Source organism: Stenotrophomonas sp. YJH_SMC_40 (assembly GCF_059368615.1).
In genome coordinates, this window is the sequence record NZ_JCAFRX010000001.1 from 64,659 (window position 1) to 88,252 (window position 23,594).

Genomic DNA, 23,594 nt, shown 5'->3' on the forward strand with positions numbered 1-23,594 from the left:
TGACGGCATGCGATATCGCATCCGCGCTATCGCTCCCCACGGTTCGCTGGCAAACCGCGGGCCCCGCCTGACCCTGCTTTCGCAGCCGGGTGCAGCGACCGTTCAGGCGACTCAGGCGATTGCGATGTCTGCGGTCACAGCTGCCGGGTTTTCCAGGCACTCGCGCACCGGGGCGAAGCTGCGCCGGTGCTCCATGCAGGGGCCGTGCTCGCGCAGGGCGGCCAGATGGGCCGGGGTGCCGTAGCCCTTGTGCTGCTCGAAGCCGTATTGCGGGTGGCGGGCATGCACGTCCTGCATGTAGCGGTCGCGCGAGACCTTGGCCAGGATCGAGGCGGCCATGATCGCGCGGTCGATGCCATCACCGCCGACCAGCGCCTGCGCCGGCAGTACCAGGCCCTTGGGCACCACGTTGCCGTCGATGCGGGCGAAGCCGGCCACGTGGGCGACCGCTGCAACGACGTCACGCATGCCCTGCAGGGTGGCCTGGTAGATGTTCAGGCGGTCGATGGTCTCCACGTCCACCAGCACCACGTGCCAGGCCAGTGCACGTTCGATGATGCGGTCATGCAGTTGCTCGCGGCGGGCTGCGGTGAGTTGCTTGGAATCGTCCAGGCCGTTGATGCGTGGCCGTGCCGGGTCGAACACCACCGCCGCCACCGCGACCGGTCCGGCCAGCGGACCGCGGCCGGCTTCGTCGACGCCGGCGACCAGACGCTCCGGCTCGACCACGGCGGCACCGTCGAACAGGGCCAGGCTGGCCGCTGCGGCATGGCGGCGGCTCATGCCTGGGCCTGGTCGCGCATCAACAGCTCGCCCACAGCGTCGGCCGCGCGGGCCGAGGCATTGCGGCGCAGTCGTTGATGCAGGCGGGCATAGGTGTCCTGCAGGTCGGTCACCCGCTGCGGGTGGTCGAACCATTGCTGGATGGCCGCCGCCAGCTTGTCCGGCGTGCAGTCGTGCTGCATCAGTTCCGGTGCCAGGTCCTGGCCCGCCAGGATGTTGGGCAGGGCAAAGCGGTCGACCTTGATCAGGCCCAGCGCCTTGACCAGGCGGTAGGTCAGCTCGTTGACGCGGTAACCGACCACCATCGGCCGCTTGACCAGCATCGCCTCCAGCGTCGCGGTGCCCGAGGCCAGCACCACCACATCGGCGGCGATCATCGCGTTGCGCGCCTCACCGTCGAGTACATGCGAGAAGGCTACCGGCAGCGCCGAGCGTGACAGCTGCTCTTCGATCAGGCGCTTGCAGGCCGGGTTGGCGGCAGGCACTACCACGTGCAGGCCGGGGATGCGCTCGGAGACCTGCCAGGCGGCCTCGAAGAACGGTTCACCGAGGCGCGAGATTTCGCCCAGGCGGCTGCCTGGCAACACTGCCAGTACCTTGGCCGAGGTCGGCAGGCCAAGCGCGGCGCGCGCTTCCTCGCGGTTGCCCTGCAGGGGGATGTCATCGGCCATCGGATGGCCAACGAAGCGCGCGTCGATGCCGTGCCTGGCATAGATCGGGGGTTCCATCGGGAACAGGCACAGCACCAGGTCGGCACTGCTGCCGATCTTCTCGGCGCGCTTCTCGCGCCAGGCCCAGACCGAGGGGCTGACGTAGTGCACGGTGCGCACGCCGCGCTGCTTCAGCCAGCGCTCGATGCCCAGGTTGAAGTCGGGCGCGTCGATGCCGATGAACACGTCCGGCTGCCATTCCAGCGCACGCTGGCGGAACGCCGAACGCAGTTTCAACAGGCGTGGGAGATGGCGCAGTACTTCGGTCAGGCCCATCACCGCCAGCTCGCTGGCATCGTGCCAGGTCAGGCAGCCGGCGCTGCGCATGGCATCGCCACCGATGCCGGCGAATTCGGCATTCGGAAAGCGTGCCTTCAGCTCGCGCACCAGGCCCGCACCCAGCAGGTCACCGGAGGCCTCACCGGCCACCAGAGCGATCCGCAACGGGCGCTCGCTGAGCACCCGCTGCGCGGGGACGCTGCCGGCCATCGAGGCCAGCGGAATCACGGCGGCGCCGGCCGGCGCCTGGCCGGTCGTGCTGCTCATCGCAGCAAGGGCCTCTCAGCGTGCTCGATGAAGTCCAGCATGGCCTTCACGTCATCGCTGTCGCGTGCCTGTTCGGTCAGCTGCACCTTGGCTTCGGCCAGCGGCAGGCCCGCCACGTACAGGGTGCGGTAGGCGCGCTTGATGGCGGAGATCCGCTCGGCGTCGAAGCCACGACGCTTCAGCCCTTCGCTGTTGATGCCGCGCGGGCGGCCCAGCGAATCGGTGCCGACCATGGTGAACGGCGGAACGTCGCCGTTGGTCAGCGCGCCCATGCCGAGGAAGGCGTGGGCACCGATGCGGCAGAACTGGTGGGCACCGGCGAAGCCGCTGATGATCACGTAGTCGCCCACGGTCACGTGGCCGGCCAGGGTGGTGTTGTTGGAGAACACGCAGAAGTTGCCGACATGGCAGTCGTGCGCCACGTGCGTGTAGGCCAGCATCCAGTTGTCGTTGCCGATCGTGGTGATGCCGCCGCCGCCGCCGGTGCCACGGTTCAGGGTGACGAACTCGCGGAACACGTTGCGGTCGCCGATCACCAGTTCGGTGCGTTCGCCAGCGAACTTCTTGTCCTGCGGCTCGCCACCGATCGCGGCGTGGCCGATGAAGCGGTTGTCACGGCCGATCCTGGTCGGGCCGTGGATGCTGCAATGGGGGCCGACCACTGTGCCGGCGCCGATTTCCACATCGGCACCGATCAGGGTGAACGCGCCGACCTGGACGTCGTCGGCCAGGCGCGCGGCCGGATCGATGACGGCAGTCGGGTGGATCCGTGGTGCGTTGTCAGTCATTGCTGCCTCCCGTGGATCAGCCCTTGGCACCGGCGCACATGACCTCGGCCGAGGCAACGACTTCACCGTTGACCTTGGCCTCGCCGTAGTACCAGCCCATGTTGCGGATCAGGCGCTTCATCTGCACATCCAGCATCAGCACGTCGCCGGGCACGACCTGCTTGTTGAAGCGGGCGTTTTCCACCTTGACCATGTAGAACAGCTTGGACTGCGCATCGCGGCCAAGCGTCAGCTGGGTCATCACGCCACCGGCCTGGGCCAGCGCTTCGATGATCAGCACGCCGGGCATGATCGGGCGGCCCGGGAAGTGACCCTGGAAGAACGGCTCGTTGATGCTGACGTTCTTCTGCGCCAGGATGCGCTTGGCGTCGATGTCGAGCTCAAGCACCCGGTCCACCAGCAGGAACGGGTAGCGGTGCGGGAGCAGTTCCTGGATCTGGCAGACGTCGATCGGAAGCTGCAGCGTGTCGTTCATTCTTTCTCCTTGCCAGCAGCCAGGACGCGGCGAGCCAATGCGTCCAGCTGCTTGAAGCGCGCGGCGTTCTTGCGCCACGTGCGGTTGTCGGTCAACGGGGTGCCGGACGAGTACTCGCCCGGCTCATGGATGGAATTGCGGACCACCGACTTGCCGGTGATCACGACCTTGTCGCAGATCTCGAGGTGGCCGACCACACCGACGTGGCCGCCGAGCAGGCAGTAACGGCCGATCCTGGCGCTGCCGGCGATGCCGGTGCAGCCGGCGATGGCCGAGTGCGCACCGATCTGCACGTTGTGCGCGATCTGTACCAGGTTGTCCAGGCGCACGTCTTCGTCCAGCACGGTGTCTTCCAGTGCACCACGGTCGACGCAGGTGTTGGCGCCGATTTCGCAATCGTCGCCGATGCGCACGCCGCCGAGCTGCGGCACCTTGATCCACTTGCCGGCGTCCATCGCCAGGCCGAAGCCATCGGCACCGAGCACGGCACCGGGGTGCACGCGCACGCGCTTGCCGAGCTTGACCCGGGTGACCAGGGTGACCCGGGCGATCAGTTCGCAGCCGCTGTCCAGGCTGCAGTCTTCGCCGATCACGCTGCCGGTGCCGATGATGCAGTTCTCGCCGACCACGCTGCGCGCGCCGATGGAGACGAAGGGACCGATGTGGGCGCTGGCGGCGACCTGGGCGCTGGGATCGATGACGGCGCTGGGGTGGATGCCCGGTGGGCGCGTGGGCGCGATGTCGAACAGCGCGGCGATCTTGGCGAAGGTGGTGTACGGGTCCTTGGCCACGAGCGCGGCGCCGGGGGCGGCCTCTGCGTCGTCGGCGCGCAGCACGACCAGCGAGGCCTGGCTGTCGGCCAGCTGGGCGCGGTAGCGTGGATTGGCGAGGAAGGTCAGCTGGCCAGGACCGGCGTGGGCGAGGGTGGCCACGCCGTGGATGGCGGTGGCGGGGTCGCCATGGACCTGCAGGCCGAACTGCTCGGCGAGTTGCTGGGCGGTGTAGGTGGGAGTATTCACGGCGGGAGTTTAACGTGTGACGCCATTGCGGTCATGCGGGGGGCAGGGCTTGGCGCCTGCCTGGTACGGGCGGGAGGCGGCGGGTGGCCCTGGCCAGGACACGCAAAAGCCCCTCCATGGTGCTCGATGGCACCTTGCTCGTGTGCGCTGTCCTGCGCACACGGCAAGACCGGGGTTGGGCGTCCTGCCCAACCCGCCCGAGGCATGCCTCGGGCCCATGGCGCCAACGGTCCTGTCCAGGGCCACCCGCCGCCTCTTGACAATTTCCCGCGAGCGCGGCCAAAAGCCCGTGCCGTGCAGTGTCATCTGAAAAACGAAAACGCCGGGCAGAGCCCGGCGATTCGCACCCCGTCTGGTGGAGAGCCCCCCTTCTGTTAAGGGGGGCGCGCCAATGGCGCGGGAGATATGAGGTAGGTCGGGACCCGCTGCTTGCGACAGCAAGCCGCGGCGCACCTTCGGTGGTCAGCTCTTAGAACTGACCGCCGAAGGTAAATTGCAGGCGTTCGATCTTGTCGCCGTCTTCCTTCTTCAGCGGGAAGGCGTAGCTGATCGAGATCGGGCCGACCGGGGCGCGCCACAGCAGGGCGACACCGGTGGAGACGCGCAGTTCGTTGGCCTTGAAGTTCTTGGTGCCGTTGTAGACGTTACCGAAGTCGACAAAGGCCGACACGCGGGCCGATGGGCTGTCGAACAGGCGCGGGAAGTAGGCTTCAACCGAACCGACGGTCTTCAGCGAACCACCCAGCGGCTGGCCTTCCGGATAACCCTGGGTTACTTCGCGCGGACCGAGGGTGTTGTCCTCGAAGCCACGTACCGAGTTGGTACCACCGGCGTAGAAGTTCTCGAAGAACGGCAGGCCGCTGGCAGTGACGGTACGGGTTTTGCCGTCGGCGTCGGTGATCGTGCGGGTGTAGTCCTTGCCGTAGGCATCGCCGTAGCCCACTTCGGCGCGGGTGTTGATCACCAGCGACGGCATGATCGGCCAGTACTTGCTGATCTGGTAGTTCAGCTTGTAGTACTCGATGGTCGAGCCAGGCAGCGTGGTTTCCAGGCCGACGCGCTGGTAGGTACCGCGGGTCGGCATGAAGTAATCGTTGCGCGAGTCGCGCGCCCAGCCCAGCTCGGTACGCCAGGCATGGAAGGTGCGGGTACCGACCGCATCGATGTAATCGATGATCGAGTCCGGGGTCGAGTTGCGATATGTGGTGATCTGGTTGCTGTCGATGCCGAACATCAGCGAGACGGTGTCGGTCTCGGTCAGCGGCACGCCGAACACCACCTGCGCAGAACCATTGGTGCTGTTGTACTGCGCGGTGTTGAAGTCGGAGTAGTCCAGTTCACGCCAGGACAGGTTGTAGCCCAGCGAAACGCCGTCGTCGGTGAAGTACGGGTTGGTGTAGCTGAAGCCGTAGCGCTGCAGGTAGCTGCTGCGCGAGGCTTCGACCGACACGCGGTTGCCGCCGCCGAGGAAGTTGTTCTGCGACAGCTGCACCGAGGTGGTCATGCCGTAGGACTGCGAATAGCCCAGGCCGAACACGAAGCTGCCGGAGGTGGTTTCCTTGACGTTGTAGACGACGTCGACCTGGTCGTTGCTGCCGCTGACGGCCGGGGTCTCGACGTCCACCGACTCGAAGTAGCCCAGGCGCTGCAGGCGGATCTTGGAGCGGTCGATCGCGGCCTGCGAGTACCAGCTGTTCTCGAACTGGCGCATTTCGCGACGCATCACTTCGTCGGAGGTGCGGGTGTTGCCACGGAACAGGATGCGACGCACCGACACGCGCGGGCCGGGCACGACCTGCATGTTGATCCCTACCGTCTGTTCGGCACGGTTGGTGGTCGGGATCGGGTTCACCTTGGCGAACGCGTAGCCGATGTTGGACAGCGAGTTGGTGATGGTGTCCGAGCTGAATTCCAGCAGGGCACGCGAGAACGTGTCGCCCGGCTTCTGGATCACCATGCGCTCGACGTCCTCCTGCGGAAGGATGGTGTCGCCGCTGACCTTGATCTCGGAGATCTTGTACTGCGCACCCTCGGTCACGCCCGCGGTGAGGAACATGTCGCGCTTGTCGGGGCTGATCGAGACCTGGGTGGAATCGATGCTGAAGTCGACGTAGCCGCGGTCCAGGTACCACGAGTTGAGCTTTTCCAGGTCGCCGGACAGCTTTTCCTTGGAGTACTGGTCGTCACGGCGGTACCACGACGCCCAGTTGTGCTCCTTGGACTCCCAGGTCTCCAGGATGTCCTTGCTCTCGAACTTCTCGGTGCCGACCAGGTTGACGTGGCGGATCTTGGCCGCCTTGCCTTCCTTGATGGCGATCGCGATGTCCACGCGGTTGCGGTCCAGCGGGCTCACGGTCGGGGTGATCTCGACGGTGTACTTGCCGCGGTCGTTGTACTGGCGGCGCAGTTCCTGGGTCACGCGGTCCAGGCTCAGGCGGTCGAAGGTGCCACCCTCGGTCAGGCCGATGTCGGACAGGCCCTTGAGCAGCTGCTCGGACTTGATGTCCTTGTTGCCGGTCACGGTCAGCTTGTTGATCGCCGGGCGTTCCTTGACGGTCACCACCAGGATGCTGCCCTGGCGGTCCAGCTGCACGTCTTCGAAGAAGCCGGTCTTGTACAGCGCGCGGATGGTCTCGCCGACCTTGTTGTCAGTGATGGTCTCGCCCCGTTCCACCGGCAGGTAGGTGAACACCGTGCCCGAGCTGATGCGCTGCAGGCCATCGACGCGGATGTCGCTGACAGTGAAGGGCTCGGCTGCCTGGGCCAGGGCGGGAGCGCCGGTGACGGCGGCGAGGGCGAGGGCCAGCAGGCGGCGATTGGGGAGTCGCGTCATGTCACGTCCGGTAGGAAGGTCGATTTCATTGGTGCGGGATGCCGACGCTGTAGACGGCAACAACGTGGAAAAGTTCATCGCGGGACCAGGCCGAGGATGTCGTTGTAGAACGCCAACCCCATCAGCCCGGCCAGCAACGCCAGGCCGATGTATTGGCCGGCGGCGATGGCACGCTCGCTCAGCGGGCTGCCCTTGACCAACTCGATAAGGTAATACAGCAGGTGCCCGCCGTCCAAGATCGGGATCGGCAACAGGTTGATGATGCACAGGCTGAGTGACAGCAGGGCAAGGAACTGCAGGAACCAGTCGAGGCCGCGTTTGGCCGAGACATTGGCCACGCGGGCGATGGTGACCGGCCCGGAAACGTTCTGCAGCGAGGCTTTGCCGGTGACGATGCGGGCCATCATGCCCAGCGAATCGGCGGCAAGCCGGCCGGTTTCACGTACGGCGACGGTCACTGCATCCAGCGGCCCATAGCGCAGCAGGGTGTCGTAGGAGGGGCTGTAGGTGGTGGGGAAGCCGACGCCGATCTGCCAGACCGGGTTGCCCTTGCCATCCTTGCCCTGGCGGGGCGTGACTTCCAGTGCAAGGCGTTCACCGCCTCGCAGGACCTCGATCATGCCGGGGCCTCCGGCACGGCCGAGGGCCTGGATCTCGCCGATCACCTGGTCGACGCTGTCGATGCGCTGGCCGTCGATCGCCACGATCAGGTCGCCCGGCTGCAGCAGCCCGGTGACCACCGAATCGGCGGTGAGCGAGTCGACCAGTGCCGGCTGCAGCCACGATTGCCAGTACAGGCCGGCCAGGATCGGTACCCGTCGTTCATCGAAGCCGGCGGGCAGCTGCGACAGCGGCAGGGTGCGCACGCGCACCTGGTCCGCAGGGTCGAGTACCTCAAGCGTGACGTCGCGGCGATCCATCGCGGCGGCGGTCAGCGCCATGCTGGCCTCGCCCAGGGTGGCGACCTGGCGCTCATCCACCCGCAGAACGCGGTCACCGCTGAGCAGTCCGGCGCTGGCGGCGATGCCGTCAACCCGGCCGATCGTCGGCGAGTAGTCCTGCTTGCCGATCACGAACATCGCCCACAGCAGCAGGATGCACAGCAGCAGATTGGCGATCGGCCCTGCAGCAACAATGGCGATGCGCTGCCACACGGTCTTGTGGTTGAAGGCCTGGCCGCGCTCGTGGGGATGGACCTCGACCTCACGTTCGTCGAGGAACTTCACGTAGCCACCCAGCGGGATGGCGGCAATGGCGAACTCGGTGCCGTGCCTGTCGCGGCGCGACCACAGCGGACGGCCGAAGCCGACCGAGAAGCGCAGGATCTTGACCCCGCAGAGGCGGCCGACCCAGTAATGCCCGAACTCGTGGAACGTGACCAGCAGCCCGAGGCTGACAATCATCCACCAGACCGATCCGAGGAAGTCAGTCATGCAGGCTCACAGTGGCGGGCAGGGGCGGCGGCGTCATGCTGGGCGAGGCGGTCGTTCAGGCGGCGTCGATGGCGTTCAGGGTGAGCTGGCGTGCCCGCTGGTCGGCGGACAACAGGACCTCCAGTGTATCGGCTGGCTGGGTCGGCAGTGTTGAAAGAGCGTTAGCAACCAGCTCCGGGATGGTCAGGAAACCGATCCGGCCCTGAAGAAATGCTGAAACCGCCTCTTCATTGGCGGCGTTCAGCACCGCCGGGGCAGTACCGCCGGCCTGCATGGCCTGCCAGGCCAGCGCCAGGCAGGGGAAGGCGTCGGTGTCAGGCGCCTCGAAATCCAGCCGGCCCTGCGCCAGCAGGTCCAGCCCGGCCACGCCCGATTCGATGCGCTGCGGCCAGCCCAGGCCGACCGCCAGGGTGGTGCGCATGTCCGGCAGGCCCATCTGGGCCAGGGTCGAGCCGTCGACGAATTCGACCAGCGAATGGACCAGGCTCTGCGGGTGCACCAGCACCTCGATGCGCTCGCCGGGCACCGAGAACAGATGGTGCGCCTCGATGACTTCCAGGCCCTTGTTCATCAACGTCGCCGAATCGACCGAGATCTTCGGGCCCATCGACCACTTCGGGTGAGCCACGGCCTGGGCCGGGGTGACCTCGGCCAGCTCGGCGCGGCTGCGGCCGCGGAACGGGCCGCCCGACGCGGTCAGCAGGATCCGGCGCACGCCGGCGCCGTCGATGCTGGCGTCGCGCGAACGCAGGCACTGGAAGATCGCGCTGTGCTCGCTGTCGATCGGAATGATCTCGGCGCCGGCGCGCTCGGCGGTGCGGGTCAGCAGCTCGCCGGCCAGTACCAGCGATTCCTTGTTGGCCAGCAGGATGCGCTTGCCGGCCGCAGCGGCGGCGAGGGTCGAGGACAGCCCCGCAGCACCGACAATGGCCGCGACGACCGTGTCGCAGGCATCGCTTGCTGCCAGCTGGTCCAGTGCGGCATGACCGGCGTGGGCCTCGGTCGACAGCCCGGCATCGCGCAGGCCGTCGCGCAGTTCGGTGAACAGCGCTTCGTCGGCGATGACCGCGTGCGCGGGCTTGTGCTGGCGGCACAGGGCCAGCAGTGCCTGCACCTGGCGGCCGGCGGCCAGCACCGTGGCCTGGTAGCGCTGCGGGTGGCGGGCGATCACGTCCAGCGTGGAGGCACCGATCGAGCCGGTTGCGCCGTATACGGCGACCCGGCGCAGGTCTGCGACAGCATTCATGGTCAGAACCCGAAGATTTCCTTGCCCAGCGCGAACACCGGCACGGCGGCGAGGACGCCGTCGACGCGGTCGAGCACGCCACCATGGCCCGGAATCAGGTTGCCCGAGTCCTTGGCACCGGCGTGGCGCTTGATCAGGCTTTCGAACAGGTCACCCAGCACCGACGCGAATACGGCCACCACCGAGGTGATCAGCAGGCCCGGCAGGTGCGCGATGTCGATGCCGGCCAGCCAGCCCAGTCCGAGGGCCACGGCGACACCGGCCAGCAGGCCGCCGAACAGGCCTTCCCAGGTCTTGTTGGGGCTGATCCGCGGCGCCAGCTTGTGCTTGCCGAAGTGACGGCCGGCGAAATAGGCGCCCGAATCGGCTGCCCAGACCAGTGCCAGTGCCGCCAGCAGCCACAGGTGGCCCTGCTTGCCTGGCGGGTCACCGCCAGCGTGGATCAGCACCAGCGCTGCCCAGGCAGGAACGATGGCCAGGGTGCCGGCCAGCATCTTCACGATCCGGGACGGGGCCGTCGGCTGGGCGCCAAAGTTGAAGAAGCGCAGCCAGGCCAGCGCCGCCAGCCACCAGGCAACGCCTGCCAGTGTGGTGATCTGGAACAGCACCAGCGTGCTGCCATCGGCCCACACCAGCAGCACCATCAGCAGCAGGTTCAGCACCAGCAGCACGGTGCGCGCGAGGGTGTCTTCGATGCCGGCCAGCTTCAGCCATTCCCACAGGCCGATCAGCAGCACCGCGGCGGCGGCGGCGGCCAGCCATTGCGTCGGCAGCAGCAGGATCGCGGCAATGGCGAGCGGCGCCATGATCAGCGCGGCGAGGACTCGGGTCTTGGTCATGGGCTGGAGGTCTCGGTGGCCAGTGCGGCGATCTGGGCGCTGGTCAGGCCGAAACGACGCTCGCGGCTGCCATAGGCATCCAGCGCCTGCTGCAGCAGGGCGGCATCGAAGTCCGGCCACAGCGCCTCGGTGAACCACAGCTCGGTGTAGGCCAGTTGCCACAGCAGGAAGTTGCTGATGCGGGTGTCGCCACCGGTGCGGATGAACAGATCCGGCGGCGGCAGGTCGGCCAGGGCGACCTGGCTGCCCAGCAGCGATTCGTCGATCTGTTCGGGCAGCAGGCGTCCTGCGGCGACTTCAGCGGCCAGCGCGCGCGCGGCACGGGCGATGTCCTGGCGACCGCCGTAGCTGGCGGCGATCGACAGGGTCAGGGTGGTGTTGTCGGCGGTGCGCTGCTCGGCCAGCTGCATGCGGCTGACCAGTCCGGCACCAAAGCGCTCGCGTTCGCCGATGAAGCGTACGCGCACGCCGCGTCGGTGCAGTTCGTCCACTTCGCGGTCGAGCGCGCCGAGGAACAGCTTCATCAGGGCGTCGACTTCTTCCTGCGGCCGGCCCCAGTTCTCGCTGGAAAACGCGAACAGGGTCAGCGCCGGAATGCCCAGTTCAAGGCAGCGCTCGATGGTGCGGTTGACCGCGCGCGCGCCGGCACGATGGCCGATCACGCGCGGGCGGCGGCGCTGCTGTGCCCAGCGCCCGTTGCCATCCATGATGATGGCGACGTGGCGGGGCAGGGTGGCCGGCAACGGAGGCGGGACTGAAGGCATCGACTTCAGACCGACAGCAGTTCTTTTTCCTTGTCGGCAACGACCTTGTCGACGTCCTTGATGTTGGTGTCGGTCAACTTCTGGATGTCGTCCTCACCGCGCTTCTTCTCGTCCTCGCTGATCGCCTTGTCCTTGACCAGCTTGGCGATTTCCTTGTTCGCGTCCTGACGGATGTTGCGGATCGCGATCTTGGCGCCTTCGCCTTCCTTCTGCACCTGCTTGACCAGCTCCTTGCGGCGCTCTTCGGTCGGCGGCGGCATGTTGATGCGGATCGCGGTGCCCAGCGTGTTCGGGGTGAACTCGGCGTTGTAGAGACCCTTCTCGATCTCCTTGATCATGCCCTTGTCGAACGGGGTGACCAGCAGCGAGTGCGCATCGGCGTTGGAGATCGAGGCAACCTGGTTCAGCGGGGTGCTGGCGTTGCCGTAGGCATTGACCGTCACGCGGTCCAGCAGGGCCGGCGTGGCACGCCCGGTCCGGATGGAGGTGAGGGTGTGCTTCAGAGCGTCGATGCTCTTGGCCATGCGCGTCTGCGCGTTGTTCTTGATGTCGTTGAGCATCGCCCGGTCCTGGATGTATCTGGAATCGGGCGATTATAGGCGAATACGGGACGCTGCCGGGCCTGAATCGGCCCGGTTGTCGCCGCGCGCTCAGGCTCAGGCCGGATCGCGGCCCTGGACCAGGGTGCCGATGTTCTCGCCGTTGAGGATCTTCAGCAGCTCGCCCGGCTGGCCCATGTCGAACACGCGCATCGGCAGGTCGCTGTCGCGGGCCAGTGCGAAGGCGGCGGTATCCATCACTTCCAGGCCGCGGCGGATCACTTCGTCATAGCTCAGGCTGTCGAAGCGGACCGCATCGCTGTGCTTGTTCGGGTCCTTGTCGTACACGCCATCGACCTTGGTGGCCTTCAGCAGCAGGTCGGCACCGATCTCGATCGCGCGCAGGGCGGCGCCGGAGTCGGTGGTGAAGAACGGGCTGCCGACGCCGGCGGCGAAGATCACCAGGCGGCCCTTTTCCAGGTGGCGGATGGCGCGGCGGCGGATGTAGTCCTCGCACACGTCGTTGATCTTGATCGCGCTCATCACGCGCGCCTTGGCGCCCAGCTTCTCCAGGGCGTCCTGCATGGCCAGGGCGTTGATGACCGTGGCCAGCATGCCCATCTGGTCGCCGGTGACCCGGTCCATGCCGCCTGCGGCCAGGCCAGCGCCGCGGAAGATGTTGCCGCCGCCAATCACCAGGGCCACTTCGGCACCGGCCTGCTGGGCTTCGATGACCTCACGGGCCAGGCGGTTGATGATCTTCGGGTCGATGCCGTAGTCCTCATCTCCCATCAGCGCCTCCCCGGACAGTTTCAGAAGGATGCGGCGATAGGCGAGCTTGGACATGGGGACCTCGGGTGCGTGGAAATCGCGGGCGATTCTACGCGCATGCGGCGTCGGGCCATAGTGTTTTGTGCACTGCGGCGTAAAATCCTGGCGTTCGCCCCGGTCATCCGGGGCTCCCGGTTCAGCCCAGCTCGGCGCCCGCGGTCGCTGACAGCTCGTCGTGGCCGAGGGCGCCGGGGGAGCGCGCGATCACCCGGTTGCGGCCGAGGTTCTTGGAGCGGTACAGCACGTCGTCGGCGGCGCGCAGCAGGTCCTGCACGTCGGCGAAGCGTTCGTAGCCGCCCTGGGTGGCCACGCCGGCGGAGAAGGTGACGAACAGCGGGCCGCCTTCCAGTTCGGCCATCGGCGTGGCAACGATGTTGGCCAGCACCCGGCGGATCACGTCCAGTGCTACCGTTTCGCTGGTGTTGGGCAGCAGCGCGACGAACTCCTCGCCGCCGAAGCGGGCCACGGTGTCGCTGTGGCGCAGCTGGCCCTGCAGTTTGCCGGCAAAGGCCCGCAGTACCTCGTCGCCGGTCAGGTGGCCATGGGCGTCGTTGATCTTCTTGAAGTCGTCCAGGTCGATGAAGGCCACCGACAGCGGCCAGCCCTGGCGACCGGCGCGCAGGAATTCCTGCTCCAGCACGGCTTCCAGCTGGCGCCGGTTGAGCACGCCGGTGAGGGCATCTCGATGGGCCTGGTCGGCCAGGCGCTTGGCCCGGGCTTCGAATTCGTCAGCGCGGCGACGGGCCTGGTCGGCATCCTGCAGTTCGCGCAGGTTGCGCAGGGTGGCCAGCTCCTGCGCGTGGTCGATCAGCTCGCGCACCCGCGAGGGGGAATTCAGGCCGGCCTCGAACAGGCTGGCGATGTCCGGCAGGGCCTCGCTGATGCGGGTCAGGACCTGGTCGAAACGGGCGCTGTCCAGTTCAAGGCGGTCATGCACCTGCTGCAGGGCGCGCTCGCGGGCGGCATCGGCGTCATCGTCCAGCCAGATGTCGGCCACGGCACCGGACAGCTGCACGCAGGCCTGGAACGGCGATTCCGCAGCGTCCAGGTCTTCGCTGTGGCTGATGCTCTCCACCAGGTAGCGCGGCAGGCCCCACTGCTCGGCCACCCAGGCGCCGACCTCGGCGTGGCTGCAGCCCAGTTCGTCGCGCTCGCGCGCGACCAGGTCGATGTTGTCGCGTGCTTCGCGCAGCAGCGGCAGGTAGCGCTCCGATTCGGCCTGGGCCAGGCACAGTACGCCCAGGTCCTGCAGCAGGCCGGCCAGCATCAGTTCTTCCAGCCGGCGCAGGCCGCGTGCCTGGCCCAGCTGGCTGGCAGCCAGCGCGCTGAGGATGCTGCGCTTCCAGGCGCGTTGGCGCAGGTCGTGGTCGGCGCCGGTGCCGCCGGTCAGCCCCTGGGTGACGGTGAAGCCGAGGGCCAGGCTGATCGTGGCATTCAGGCCGAGCATGGTCAGTGCCTGGCCGAGGTTCTCGATCCGACGGCGGCTGGCGTACAGCGGCGAATTGGCGATGCGCAGCATGCGAGCGCTCAGCGCCATGTCGATGGCGATGATGTCGGCGGCGGTGGCGATATCCGCTTCCGGGTCCTGTGCCAGTTCGATGATGCGCAGGGCAATACCGGGTGGCGAGGGCAGGTTGCGGCAGAGCGCCAGGGCAGCTGTCAGCTCGGGAGGCATGTCGGGTCGTTCAATTCCATTGGGACAAGAATACCTAGGAATGCATCACAGTCCGCGATTTTCGTTCCTGCTAAATGACTGTTGATTCCCTGTGCCGAGTATCGGCTTGATTCGCGCGCAACGCAAAGGTGCCGCTGTGCGCACCAACGGTGCGCCCCCACGGGGCCGCCGGCATAAAAAAAGAGCCGCGGTTTCCCGCGGCTCCTTCTGGTTGCTTCACGGCCGGAAGGCTGGAATCAGACCTGCATCGCCTTGGCAACTTCGGCGGCGTAGTCTTCCACCACCTTCTCGATGCCTTCGCCGACGATCAGCAGCTTGAAGCCAGCAACATCGGCGCCAGCGGCCTTGACCACCTGCTCGACGGTGGTGTCGCCCAGCACGTAGGTCTGGCCGTACAGGGTCACGTCGCTGACGATCTTGTTGATCTTGCCGCTGATGATCTTTTCCAGGATGTCAGCCGGCTTGGCCTTGTCCTTTTCGGACATCTTGGCCAGCTCGATTTCCTTTTCCTTCTCGACGAAGTCGGCCGGAACGTCCGCAGCCTTGTTGTGCGGCGGCTTCAGCGCAGCCACGTGCATGGCCAGGCCACGGGCCAGCTCGACGTCGCCGCCGATCAGATCGACCAGCACGCCGACCTTGCCGTTGGTGTGGACATACGCACCGATATTGCCGGTGGTGTCGACATTCACCATGCGACGGATCTGGATGTTCTCACCCAGGGTCTGCACGGCGGTGGCGCGGGCTTCTTCAACGGTGCGGCCATCGGCCAGCTTGGCAGCCTTCACGGCTTCGACGTCGGTGGCGCCCGATGCCAGGGCGGCAGCGGCAACGGCATTGACGAAGGACTTGAAGTTGTCATCGTTGGCGACGAAGTCGGTTTCCGAGTTGACTTCAACCAGCACGGCCTTGCCGCCATCCTGGGCCAGGCCCAGACGGCCTTCGGCGGCCACGCGGTCAGCCTTCTTGTCGGCCTTGGCGGCGCCGGACTTGCGCATGGCTTCAGCAGCAGCGTCGATGTCGCCGTTGGCTTCGGTGAGCGCCTTCTTGCATTCCATCATGCCGGCGCCGGTGCGCTCGCGCAGTTCCTTGACCAGGGAAGCAGTGATTTCCACGGGATTACCTCACGAAAGAAAGGGGTTGGGCCGGCATGGTGGCCGGCCCGTGTGACACGGTCCTGTCACGCGCCAAAGGCTGCGCGCAGGGAGGGTGGACGCCGGGCGTCCACCCCGGGCCTGGATCAGGCCTGGGCGTCGTCGCCCTTCTTGGCAGCCTTCTTGGCCGGAGCGCGGCGGGCCGGCTTCTCTTCGCCTTCAGCAGCGGCTTCAGCGAACTCTTCCTCACGCACCGAAGCAGCATGCGGAGCAGCAGCCTTGCCTTCCAGCACGGCGTCGGCAGCGGCGCGGGCGTACAGCTGCACAGCGCGGATGGCGTCGTCGTTGCCCGGGATGGCGTAGTCCACCAGTTCCGGGTTGTAGTTGGTGTCGACCACGGCGATGACCGGGATGCCCAGCTTCTTGGCTTCCTTGATCGCGATGTCTTCGTGGCCGATGTCGATCACGAAGATGGCGTCCGGCAGGCGGTTCATGTCCTTGATGCCGCCCAGCGAGGCTTCCAGCTTGTCGCGCTCGCGACGCAGGCCCAGCACTTCGTGCTTGACCAGCTTCTCGAAGGTGCCGTCGGTTTCACCGGCTTCCAGTTCCTTCAGGCGGGCAACCGACTGCTTGACGGTACGGAAGTTGGTCAGGGTGCCGCCCAGCCAGCGCTGGTTCATGAACGGCATGCCGCAACGCTCGGCTTCTTCCTTGATGGTTTCGCGGGCGCTGCGCTTGGTGCCCAGGAACAGGACGGTGCCGCGCTTCTGGGCAACCGACGAGATGAAGTTCATCGCGTCGTTGAACAGCGGGACGGTCTTTTCCAGGTTGATGATGTGGATCTTGCCGCGGGCGCCGAAGATGTACGGAGCCATCTTGGGGTTCCAGTAGCGGGTCTGGTGGCCGAAGTGGACGCCGGCTTCCAGCATCTGACGCATGGTGACCTGGGGCATTGCAATACTCCTGATATGGAACCAGCGATTCCGCCCGCGGGGATAGGTATGCGGGACGCGTGGAAGCGCGATCGGTTCCGGGGTTGGGCTTCCCTGTTGCCTCCGTGGCCGAACTCCTTGCGGAGCACCCCGGCACGGATGGGGGCAGCAGGTGTGGATTCACCGGTGACGTCCGGTGTGGACGGGTTCCCGCGCACGCAGGCGGCAGGAATCCGGTCGATTATAGCCCGCTCGGTGCGCTGGCTGCAATTGCCGGGCCTGGAGCGACCAGATCGATCACACGGCCATCCTGCAGCCGGGCCTGGAAATGACCGCCGGCGTAGCCATCAGCGCGGGCGGGCAGGGCCCAGCGGCGCTCATGGCCGGCCAGCAGATACCCGGCCAGGCCGGGCAGCAGCAGGGTGCGCTGACCGCCGCTGGTGATGTAGGCGAGATCGTTCAGGCGTGCGTGCAGGGTACCGGTGTTGCTCAGTCGCAGGAAGGTATGTGACTGGCCGGGTTCGATCCCTGCATGCAGCCGCGATTGGGCCATTGGCGTGGCGTGCCCGCGGAACAACGGCAGCGAATAGCGCTGCAGCCCTAGCGTAGTGGGGGCCAGGACGACCCGATAGGCCTGTTCGCCGACAGCGGATGCCGGCTGGCGTGGCAGCAGCCAGATGCGCTGTCGGACGCCGGGCGGGATGTCGAGCAGGGTGGGGCTGGCGAGCACCTGGTCGGTGGGACGCAGCATGTCCGCGTCGGTCTGCTGGTCCCACGCAAGGATCTGTACCCGGCCCTGCCAGCGGCCGGGACCGGGGTTGAAGAGCCAAAGTTCGCCCTGGCCACCTTCGGCGGGCAGCTGCAGTGTGGTCGGCAACAGGTCCAATGCCGCGGCAGGCAACGCCAGCAGCATCGCCAGCAGGGTCAGAAGTGCCCGCATCAGTAGATGACGGTCACGGCGGACGTCGTGTCTTCGTCGTCGGCGGGAGGCGCGAGCTCGCGGACCTGGGGCGGAAGTTGCGGTGTGTCGCTGCGCTGGTGGGGTGCGGGGCAGTGGGTACTGCCGGGGTCATCGCGGCAGGCTTCGACCACGGTCAGGCGGATCTGCAGGTTGCTGGGGCCGGGTTCGGCCCACGCCAATGTGCTGGCGAACAGTATCGCCCCGATCAGAAATGCGCGAGCCACCTGGCAACCACCGTGCTGAAAGATCTCGCTGCGCGGTATCGGCTGGATCGGCCGAATCTGTAGCGTCGACTGTCAGTCGACTGCTCCTGGCACAGGAATGATGCGCGCATCCACGCATGACGTGGATCTGCCGAAACCCCGGTGGGTGTCGACCGTTGGTCGGCATGCAGGTCAATAGGTGATGGTCACCTGCACAACATCGTTGTAGATGCCGGCCGGGGGCTGGCCGGTGACCGGCGGCACCCGGCCATGGATCGTGAGTTGCTGCGCGCTGCCACTTCCGGTGCCGCCAACGGTATCGACGTTGAGGGTATTGCCCCAGCGCAGGCTGCGCGCGGCATCGCGGTACAGCTCGTAGGTGAGGTAGTAGGTGCTGCCGCCGATGGTAGTGGCCATGCGCCGCGTGCTGGTGGCGGTGGGATTGTTCTGGCCGTTGTTGAGGCTGACCTGGTAGGCCGTGTTCTTCAGGCAGGTCAGGGTCAGGGTGGCGGTCCGGTCGATGTTGGCGGGAATGCCGCCGGTGACGTTGCCGAAGTCCATGTTGGTGGTGACGTAGCTGCCGCACTGCGGCAACACGTTGGCGGTGGCGGTGAAGCTGAAGGCGTTGCTGATGCTGTTGGTGCCGGTGGCGCCGCCGTTGCAGTGTTGGCGGGCACCGTGGCATTGCCGAGCAGGACCTCGTTCCAGGCCCAGGTCAGCACCACGTTGGCGCCGTTGAAGGTGCTGCTGTAGGCGCCTGACGCCAGGATCTGATTGGCGGGGATCTGTGCGGACAGCTGCGTGGTCTGCGTGCCGCTGCCGCCGGTCAGGGGCACGTTGTAGGTCAAGGTCAGCTCCTGCGCCGGCGGCGAGCCGCGCGGGGTCAACCCGGTCACCTGGCTGAAGTTGGAGGTGTTGTAGAGCTGGAAGTTCATGCTGTCGCTGGTGCTGGTCTTCATCGTCCGCCAGCTGGAGCTGCTGCCGCCGCCGCTGCCGGCGCCGATGCCCACGCAGACCCGCACGCCGGTAGTGGCCAGCACGCTCAGCGCGGCAGTGGTGCAGGTCACGGTGATGTTGAGCGTACCGGTGGTTGCACCGGGCGCATTGCTGTTGACGTTGCCAAACGGCAGCGTCGGGTCGGCGACGGCGGCGCACACCGCGACGGCCCGGGCGGGTGCCGCCGCCAGCAGGCCGGCGACCAGCAGCAGGCCGAGCAGCAACGTCCTCATGGCGCTACCTCCGGGATGCACGCCAGCGGTGCCGGCTTCGGCCGCGCGCCGGAAGCCACCACCTTGGGCACGTCCGGTACCTTCACCCTGCATTGCCCGCGGCTGTTGGTGATGTACAGCACGCTGCCGGCGGACACGTCTTCCAGGTACAGCAGCCCGTCATAGCCCACCAGCGCCTGTCGCCCGTCCGGCAGCTGCACCTCGCTGCCGACCTCCAGCGGTTGCCCGTCCATGCCGTGCAGGGTCAGGTTCAACGACGGCCGCGAACGCAGCGCGAAGGTCACGCGGGTACCGGCGCGTTGGCGGGGTGTCACCCAGTCTTCGATGCGATCGGCGCGCATGTCCTCGGGCAGGTCCAGGGTGTCGATGGAGACGCGGTTGCGCTGCCAGGACAGCAGTGGGCTGACCAGCAGCAGGCCGCGATCATCGGTCACGCCGATCAGCCGGTTTTCCAGCCGCACCGGCACGCCGCCCACGCCGTTGGTGCTGATGACTGCGAACGCGTCGGAGACTTCGCGGGTGGCGAAGGCATGCCCGCCCATCCACACCAGGCTGCCACTGGCGCTGGCGTAGGCATAGTTCAGGCCGCCCTGGCGCGAGGCGCCGAATGAGTAGCGACCGACGTCATTGAGGATGCCGACTTCGGCCAGGCCGCCATTGCCGTCCTCGCCATGGCGCACCTGCGCGCGCCAACCGACGCCGCCGGCGCTGCCGTCGCCGGGCACCGGCTGGGTCACGTCCGCTACCCAGCTCTGGCTGTCGCCGTTGCGCTGGCTGGAGAGGCTGGCCTGGCGGTTGTTGCCCAGGCTGGCGGTGACCGACAGGTAGATGCTGCGGTCATCGCTCTTGTCCAGGTTCTGGTTCACCGACAGGTAGGCCGACCACCGCTGGCTCCAGGTGCGTGACCAGAACAGACTGGCGTAGCGGTTGTCGTCTCCGTCGGGATAGCGCAGGCGCAGGTAGCTGGCGCTGAGCGTGCCCAGCCGCAGCAGATCGGCGCCGACCGTGGCCTGTTCACTGATGCTCGGCGGCAGGTTGCCCTGCAGTGCGCCCAGGTCGCGGTAATCGCCATGGCTGCGCACGCTGCGCAGATTGAAGTTGAGTCGGCGGTTGTTCCAGCTGTAGCCCAGTGCCCATTGCCCGCCCTGCAGGCCGTGATAGTCACTGTGCGCATAGGCGGCGTTGAACACGCCCGCGCCGCCGAGCAGCCACCAGCCGCCGATGCCGGCCTGGGCCAGGCCGCCGCCGCCTTCGGCATGTGCTTCGCCGGTAAAGGTGTCGCTGATACCGCCTCGCCAGCTGGCACTGGCCACGGTGCGATCGTCGTAGGCGAAGGAACGCTGGCCGAAATCCTCACGCAGGCGGCCAACGCCGGCCGACCAGTCCGACAGGCCCTTGGCCAGCAGCTGCTGGGTGCCATAGAAACTGAAATCCAGCGTCTGCATGCGCCCGAATGCATCGGTCACCACCACCTGTGCGCTGCCGGTGCCGCTGATGCCGGGTTGCGCGGCCAGCTGGAACGGACCGACCGGCACCTGCCCGCTGTACTGGCGCAGGCCATCGACGTACAGCTCGACCGTGGACGGCACCACCGCCTGGCCGAGGAAGCTGGGCGTGGGGGTGAGTACGCGATACGGCTGCAGGCCGTAGTTGCGGCCGATCTGCAGGCCGCCCAGGCGCACCGGACGGGTCCAGTCGACGAAGCCGCTGTAGAAATCGCCGACCTCCAGCGTCATCGCCTTGCCAGGGAAATCCAGGCTCCAGCGCGTATCCAGACGCACGCTCTCACCGCGCCAGCGACGATCGCCGGGCTGCTGGTAGCGCCGGCTGATCGCTGTGTTCTCGACGGTGCCGTTACCAATCCCGAACAGGCGCAGCTCCGAGCTGAGGCTGAGGTTGCCGAGCATGTCGACCCGGCTGCCATACAGGTCGTAGTTCAGCAGCAGGCCGGGCGAGGCGGTGCTGGCCGGTGCCCGGGTCTGCGGCTGGCTGAGCACGGTGGTCGGCAGGGTCAGCTGGTCCAGCGGCACGTCCAGGGCCAGGGTCTGCATATGCGCGTCGTAGCGCACAACGGCCCCGCTGATCTGGTCCAGATAGACCGGCGCATCGCCGCGGGCGCTGAAGCCGAGCTGGCGCAGCACTTCCGGACTGGCCTGCAGCCGGCCACGGGTTTCAGTGAACGGCAGCAGGCCGCGGGGCGTGCTGTTGAGCGAGACGTCCAGGTACAGGGTCTGGCTGGCGGTCAGGGGCGTGGGGGCGGGCAGGATCGCGTCGGCCGACACCCCGGAGACGTCCGCAGCCCCGGCGGCAGCCACGCCGGACACATCGGCGGCTTCGGTCGCCGCAGGAGCCAGGGCAGCAAACAGCGCGCCCATCAACGCCTCAGCGAGCCGGTGGTGGCGACAGCGGCGTCTGTTCCGACTCGCCATTGAGCTTGGCCGTGATCTGGTCGTTGTCGCGGTCGATGGCCGTGCGCTCGATCGGCCAGCGCATCACCTGCCCGGGCAGTACATAGCCCAGCAGGCCGGGGTGCACGATGCGCGGGCGCTGGACGCTGCCCAGCGCCAGGTCGGCGATCTGTGCATAGCTGTTGCCGGTGTTGGCCACCTCCACGCCGTTGCGTCCGTCCTGCAGCCGCACCAGGCTGGCCTGCAGGCGCGGCGCCAGCTTGCCGCCCGAGGGTTGCACGAACACCGGAATCGAATAGCGCAGCACGAACTGCATGCCGTTGGCGCGGGTCGCCAGATCAGGCACCTCGTCGACGATCAGCCGGTAGTACTGCTGTGCCGCAGGCGGTTCGTGGTTCGGGCGCATGACCCGCACCAGCTGCTGCTGGCCAGCGCCCAGTTCCTGCATCGGAGGGGTGGCCAGCAGTTCCTCGGTGGGCAGCAGTTGTTCCTGGCCATCCTGCTGTACCCAGCGGAAGACCCGCACCTGCAGCCTGACCGGCGAGGTGCCACTGTTGGTCAGCCACAGTTCGCCAGCGCGCTGGCGGGCCTCAAGCTGCAGGCTGGTGGGGGCGACCTGGAGGCTGGTGGCACCGGCAGGGGCTGCGGCCAGCAGGGAGAGGGCGAGCAGCGCCACGCCGGTGGCGCGCCACGGGCGGGGTCCGGCCATGCGGGCGTGCTCCATCAATAGGTGATCGTGGCGGTGACCGTATCCAGGTAGTTGCCGGTGGCCGGGTTGTTCGTGCTCAGGTTCAGGATCTGGCCGTAGACGATGTAGGGCACGGCCAGGCCAGTGCCGATGCCGGCCTGGGTGTTGGTGCCCGAGGTTGCACCCCAGACCAGGGTATGAGCGGCGTCCTGGTAGAGCTGGTAGCCAACGAAGTTGTTGGCGGTCACCGCGGCGTTGGTGTTCTTCATCCGGCGGGTGGTGACGTCGTTGGCGGTGCTGGCATTGGCGCCCGCGTTCAGCGAAATCGTGTACGGGGTCAGGGCCGAGCATTGGGCGGTCACCGTGCCCTGGCCCAGGGTGGGGGTCGCCGTGGTCGAGGCCGCCGTGCCGAAGTCAACGTTGGTGGCCGCCGCCGCCGTGATGGTGCAGGCCTTGGTGACCACCAGGGTCACGTTGAAGGTCGTGGTGTCGGCGGCCAGTGCGGGGCCGGCCAGCAACAGTCCGGTCAGGACCCAGGCGAGCGGTGAGCGGAACGTGGATCGCATGGACAACCTCCCTGACCCGAAGGTCTGTTGAACAAGGCGAAGGCGGCAGGTTCGGGGCCGCTTTGACAACGGTCGTGGCCAGCTTCTGCGGGTAAGTGTCTGTAATCCGTGATAAACAGGCGTGCGAAAGGGTGGAGATCGTCACGCTTTCACTTTCCTTGCCGGAACCGTGCATGCCTCCGGATCGCCAGTTGGGTGGCGTTCGTTCAGATTGCAGCGGGATCGGCGATAATGGGCGCCATGAGCGTGAATCTGAAAACCCCGCAGGAAATCGAGATGATGCGCATCGCCGGCCGCCTGGCCAGCGAAGTGCTCGACATCGTCACCCCCCACGTCAAGCCCGGTGTCACCACCGAGGAGCTGGACCGCATCTGCCACGACCACATCGTGAACGTGCAGGGCGCGATTCCGGCCAACGTCGGCTACCGCGGCTTCCCGAAGACCGTGTGCACCTCGGTCAACAACGTCATCTGCCACGGTATTCCCAGCGAAGGGAAGGTGCTGAAGGATGGCGACATCATCAATATCGACGTCACCGTCATCAAGGACGGCTGGCACGGCGACACCAGCCGCATGTACTTCGTCGGCACGCCGTCGGTGATGGCCCGCCGCCTGGTGGAAACCACCTACGAAGCGATGTGGCGCGGCATCCGTGCGGTGCGCCCGGGCGCAACCCTGGGCGACATCGGCCATGCCATCCAGAGCTATGCCGAAGGCGAGCGTTTCAGCGTGGTGCGCGAGTACTGCGGCCACGGCATCGGCAAGGTCTACCATGACGAGCCGCAGGTGGTGCATTACGGCCGCCCGGGCCAGGGCCTGGTGCTGCAGCCGGGCATGACCTTCACCATCGAACCGATGATCAACGAGGGCACCCGTTACAACAAGGTGCTGCCGGATGGCTGGACCGTGGTGACCAAGGACCGCAAGCTGTCGGCGCAGTGGGAGCACATGATCGCGGTCACCGAGACCGGCGTCGACGTGCTGACGCTGTCGCCGGGCGAGTCGCAGGTCTCCTGAGGATGCTGCCGGCGAGTT

Annotated in this window: 21 protein-coding genes and 1 pseudogene; 1 reads left to right on the forward strand and 21 read right to left on the reverse strand. The window is 67.1% G+C overall.

Annotated elements, in window-relative coordinates; genetic code table 11:
- Window positions 1-111: 111 nt before the first annotated feature.
- From rnhB to AC5P6X_RS00375, 21 genes and pseudogenes are all read right to left on the reverse strand, one after another.
- Window positions 112-783, reverse strand: coding sequence for a ribonuclease HII (gene rnhB / locus AC5P6X_RS00275; protein WP_005408734.1), 672 nt, complete (start codon window positions 781-783; stop codon window positions 112-114).
- Window positions 780-1,982 carry a lipid-A-disaccharide synthase gene (lpxB, locus tag AC5P6X_RS00280; RefSeq protein ID WP_043034888.1) on the reverse strand — a complete coding sequence of 401 codons (1,203 nt, stop codon included), beginning with the start codon at window positions 1,980-1,982 and terminating at the stop codon, window positions 780-782. The genes rnhB and lpxB overlap by 4 nt, the downstream gene beginning before the upstream one ends.
- Before the next feature lie 53 nt (window positions 1,983-2,035).
- Entirely contained in the window at window positions 2,036-2,827 is a 792-nt protein-coding gene (lpxA, locus tag AC5P6X_RS00285) for an acyl-ACP--UDP-N-acetylglucosamine O-acyltransferase (RefSeq protein WP_005412736.1), read from the reverse strand.
- Window positions 2,828-2,843: 16 nt separating this feature from the next.
- Window positions 2,844-3,302: a 3-hydroxyacyl-ACP dehydratase FabZ gene (fabZ, locus tag AC5P6X_RS00290; protein WP_005408737.1), complete on the reverse strand. Its 459-nt coding sequence runs from the start codon at window positions 3,300-3,302 to the stop codon at window positions 2,844-2,846.
- On the reverse strand, window positions 3,299-4,321 hold the full coding sequence (gene lpxD, locus AC5P6X_RS00295; RefSeq protein WP_005408738.1) for a UDP-3-O-(3-hydroxymyristoyl)glucosamine N-acyltransferase: 1,023 nt from the start codon (window positions 4,319-4,321) through the stop codon (window positions 3,299-3,301). Before lpxD ends, fabZ begins: the two co-directional genes overlap by 4 nt.
- 469 nt (window positions 4,322-4,790) lie before the next feature.
- Window positions 4,791-7,154 (reverse strand): outer membrane protein assembly factor BamA, encoded by a 2,364-nt coding sequence (gene bamA, locus AC5P6X_RS00300; protein ID WP_049451313.1) that lies wholly within the window; start codon window positions 7,152-7,154, stop codon window positions 4,791-4,793.
- Window positions 7,155-7,228: 74 nt separating this feature from the next.
- The gene (rseP, locus tag AC5P6X_RS00305; RefSeq protein ID WP_005408740.1) at window positions 7,229-8,587 is read right to left on the reverse strand and encodes an RIP metalloprotease RseP; all 1,359 of its coding nucleotides are present in this window, start codon (window positions 8,585-8,587) and stop codon (window positions 7,229-7,231) included.
- 55 nt (window positions 8,588-8,642) lie between these two features.
- A complete protein-coding gene (locus tag AC5P6X_RS00310; protein WP_005408741.1) occupies window positions 8,643-9,833 on the reverse strand; it encodes a 1-deoxy-D-xylulose-5-phosphate reductoisomerase in 1,191 nt (396 codons plus the stop codon).
- Between the two features lie 2 nt (window positions 9,834-9,835).
- Window positions 9,836-10,672: a phosphatidate cytidylyltransferase gene (locus AC5P6X_RS00315; RefSeq protein ID WP_005408742.1), complete on the reverse strand. Its 837-nt coding sequence runs from the start codon at window positions 10,670-10,672 to the stop codon at window positions 9,836-9,838.
- Window positions 10,669-11,436: a polyprenyl diphosphate synthase gene (gene uppS, locus AC5P6X_RS00320; RefSeq protein ID WP_005408743.1), complete on the reverse strand. Its 768-nt coding sequence runs from the start codon at window positions 11,434-11,436 to the stop codon at window positions 10,669-10,671. Before uppS ends, AC5P6X_RS00315 begins: the two co-directional genes overlap by 4 nt.
- A gap of 5 nt (window positions 11,437-11,441) precedes the next feature.
- Window positions 11,442-11,996, reverse strand: coding sequence for a ribosome recycling factor (gene frr, locus AC5P6X_RS00325; protein WP_005408744.1), 555 nt, complete (start codon window positions 11,994-11,996; stop codon window positions 11,442-11,444).
- A gap of 96 nt (window positions 11,997-12,092) precedes the next feature.
- Window positions 12,093-12,821: a UMP kinase gene (gene pyrH / locus AC5P6X_RS00330; protein ID WP_005408745.1), complete on the reverse strand. Its 729-nt coding sequence runs from the start codon at window positions 12,819-12,821 to the stop codon at window positions 12,093-12,095.
- Window positions 12,822-12,942: 121 nt separating this feature from the next.
- Entirely contained in the window at window positions 12,943-14,481 is a 1,539-nt protein-coding gene (locus AC5P6X_RS00335; protein WP_005412741.1) for a GGDEF domain-containing protein, read from the reverse strand.
- A gap of 236 nt (window positions 14,482-14,717) precedes the next feature.
- The gene (tsf, locus tag AC5P6X_RS00340; RefSeq protein ID WP_005408747.1) at window positions 14,718-15,593 is read right to left on the reverse strand and encodes a translation elongation factor Ts; all 876 of its coding nucleotides are present in this window, start codon (window positions 15,591-15,593) and stop codon (window positions 14,718-14,720) included.
- A 125-nt stretch (window positions 15,594-15,718) separates the two neighbouring features.
- Window positions 15,719-16,525 (reverse strand): 30S ribosomal protein S2, encoded by an 807-nt coding sequence (gene rpsB / locus AC5P6X_RS00345; RefSeq protein ID WP_005408748.1) that lies wholly within the window; start codon window positions 16,523-16,525, stop codon window positions 15,719-15,721.
- 220 nt (window positions 16,526-16,745) lie between these two features.
- Complete coding sequence (locus AC5P6X_RS00350; RefSeq protein ID WP_088437133.1) at window positions 16,746-17,444, reverse strand: fimbrial biogenesis chaperone; 699 nt, start codon at window positions 17,442-17,444, stop codon at window positions 16,746-16,748.
- Complete coding sequence (locus AC5P6X_RS00355) at window positions 17,444-17,689, reverse strand: hypothetical protein (protein WP_033834089.1); 246 nt, start codon at window positions 17,687-17,689, stop codon at window positions 17,444-17,446. Before AC5P6X_RS00355 ends, AC5P6X_RS00350 begins: the two co-directional genes overlap by 1 nt.
- Before the next feature lie 171 nt (window positions 17,690-17,860).
- Window positions 17,861-18,897 (reverse strand): annotated as a pseudogene (locus AC5P6X_RS00360) (Csu type fimbrial protein).
- Window positions 18,894-21,272, reverse strand: a complete 2,379-nt coding sequence (locus AC5P6X_RS00365) for a fimbria/pilus outer membrane usher protein (RefSeq protein WP_088437134.1) — start codon at window positions 21,270-21,272, stop codon at window positions 18,894-18,896. The pseudogene AC5P6X_RS00360 and the gene AC5P6X_RS00365 overlap by 4 nt, the downstream one beginning before the upstream one ends.
- Window positions 21,273-21,279: 7 nt before the next feature.
- On the reverse strand, window positions 21,280-22,029 hold the full coding sequence (locus AC5P6X_RS00370) for a fimbrial biogenesis chaperone (RefSeq protein WP_005412746.1): 750 nt from the start codon (window positions 22,027-22,029) through the stop codon (window positions 21,280-21,282).
- A complete protein-coding gene (locus tag AC5P6X_RS00375) occupies window positions 22,029-22,559 on the reverse strand; it encodes a Csu type fimbrial protein (RefSeq protein ID WP_005412747.1) in 531 nt (176 codons plus the stop codon). Before AC5P6X_RS00375 ends, AC5P6X_RS00370 begins: the two co-directional genes overlap by 1 nt.
- A 240-nt stretch (window positions 22,560-22,799) precedes the next feature.
- On the opposite strand from AC5P6X_RS00375, the gene map reads away from it, so the two are divergent.
- The gene (gene map, locus AC5P6X_RS00380) at window positions 22,800-23,576 is read left to right on the forward strand and encodes a type I methionyl aminopeptidase (protein ID WP_010486307.1); all 777 of its coding nucleotides are present in this window, start codon (window positions 22,800-22,802) and stop codon (window positions 23,574-23,576) included.
- Window positions 23,577-23,594: the final 18 nt, after the last annotated feature.

Excerpts from the sequence above, each read along its gene's own strand:
- rnhB (WP_005408734.1), bottom strand. The coding sequence starts at position 783 with ATGAGCCGCCGCCATGCCGCAGCGGCCAGCCTGGCCCTGTTCGACGGT.
- lpxB (WP_043034888.1), bottom strand. The coding sequence starts at position 1,982 with ATGGCCGGCAGCGTCCCCGCGCAGCGGGTGCTCAGCGAGCGCCCGTTG.
- lpxA (WP_005412736.1), bottom strand. The coding sequence starts at position 2,827 with ATGACTGACAACGCACCACGGATCCACCCGACTGCCGTCATCGATCCG.
- fabZ (WP_005408737.1), bottom strand. The coding sequence starts at position 3,302 with ATGAACGACACGCTGCAGCTTCCGATCGACGTCTGCCAGATCCAGGAA.
- bamA (WP_049451313.1), bottom strand. The coding sequence starts at position 7,154 with ATGACGCGACTCCCCAATCGCCGCCTGCTGGCCCTCGCCCTCGCCGCC.
- rseP (WP_005408740.1), bottom strand. The coding sequence starts at position 8,587 with ATGACTGACTTCCTCGGATCGGTCTGGTGGATGATTGTCAGCCTCGGG.
- AC5P6X_RS00310 (WP_005408741.1), bottom strand. The coding sequence starts at position 9,833 with ATGAATGCTGTCGCAGACCTGCGCCGGGTCGCCGTATACGGCGCAACC.
- AC5P6X_RS00315 (WP_005408742.1), bottom strand. The coding sequence starts at position 10,672 with ATGACCAAGACCCGAGTCCTCGCCGCGCTGATCATGGCGCCGCTCGCC.
- uppS (WP_005408743.1), bottom strand. The coding sequence starts at position 11,436 with ATGCCTTCAGTCCCGCCTCCGTTGCCGGCCACCCTGCCCCGCCACGTC.
- frr (WP_005408744.1), bottom strand. The coding sequence starts at position 11,996 with ATGCTCAACGACATCAAGAACAACGCGCAGACGCGCATGGCCAAGAGC.
- pyrH (WP_005408745.1), bottom strand. The coding sequence starts at position 12,821 with ATGTCCAAGCTCGCCTATCGCCGCATCCTTCTGAAACTGTCCGGGGAG.
- AC5P6X_RS00335 (WP_005412741.1), bottom strand. The coding sequence starts at position 14,481 with ATGCCTCCCGAGCTGACAGCTGCCCTGGCGCTCTGCCGCAACCTGCCC.
- rpsB (WP_005408748.1), bottom strand. The coding sequence starts at position 16,525 with ATGCCCCAGGTCACCATGCGTCAGATGCTGGAAGCCGGCGTCCACTTC.
- AC5P6X_RS00350 (WP_088437133.1), bottom strand. The coding sequence starts at position 17,444 with ATGCGGGCACTTCTGACCCTGCTGGCGATGCTGCTGGCGTTGCCTGCC.
- AC5P6X_RS00365 (WP_088437134.1), bottom strand. The coding sequence starts at position 21,272 with ATGGGCGCGCTGTTTGCTGCCCTGGCTCCTGCGGCGACCGAAGCCGCC.
- AC5P6X_RS00370 (WP_005412746.1), bottom strand. The coding sequence starts at position 22,029 with ATGGAGCACGCCCGCATGGCCGGACCCCGCCCGTGGCGCGCCACCGGC.
- AC5P6X_RS00375 (WP_005412747.1), bottom strand. The coding sequence starts at position 22,559 with ATGCGATCCACGTTCCGCTCACCGCTCGCCTGGGTCCTGACCGGACTG.
- map (WP_010486307.1), top strand. The coding sequence starts at position 22,800 with ATGAGCGTGAATCTGAAAACCCCGCAGGAAATCGAGATGATGCGCATC.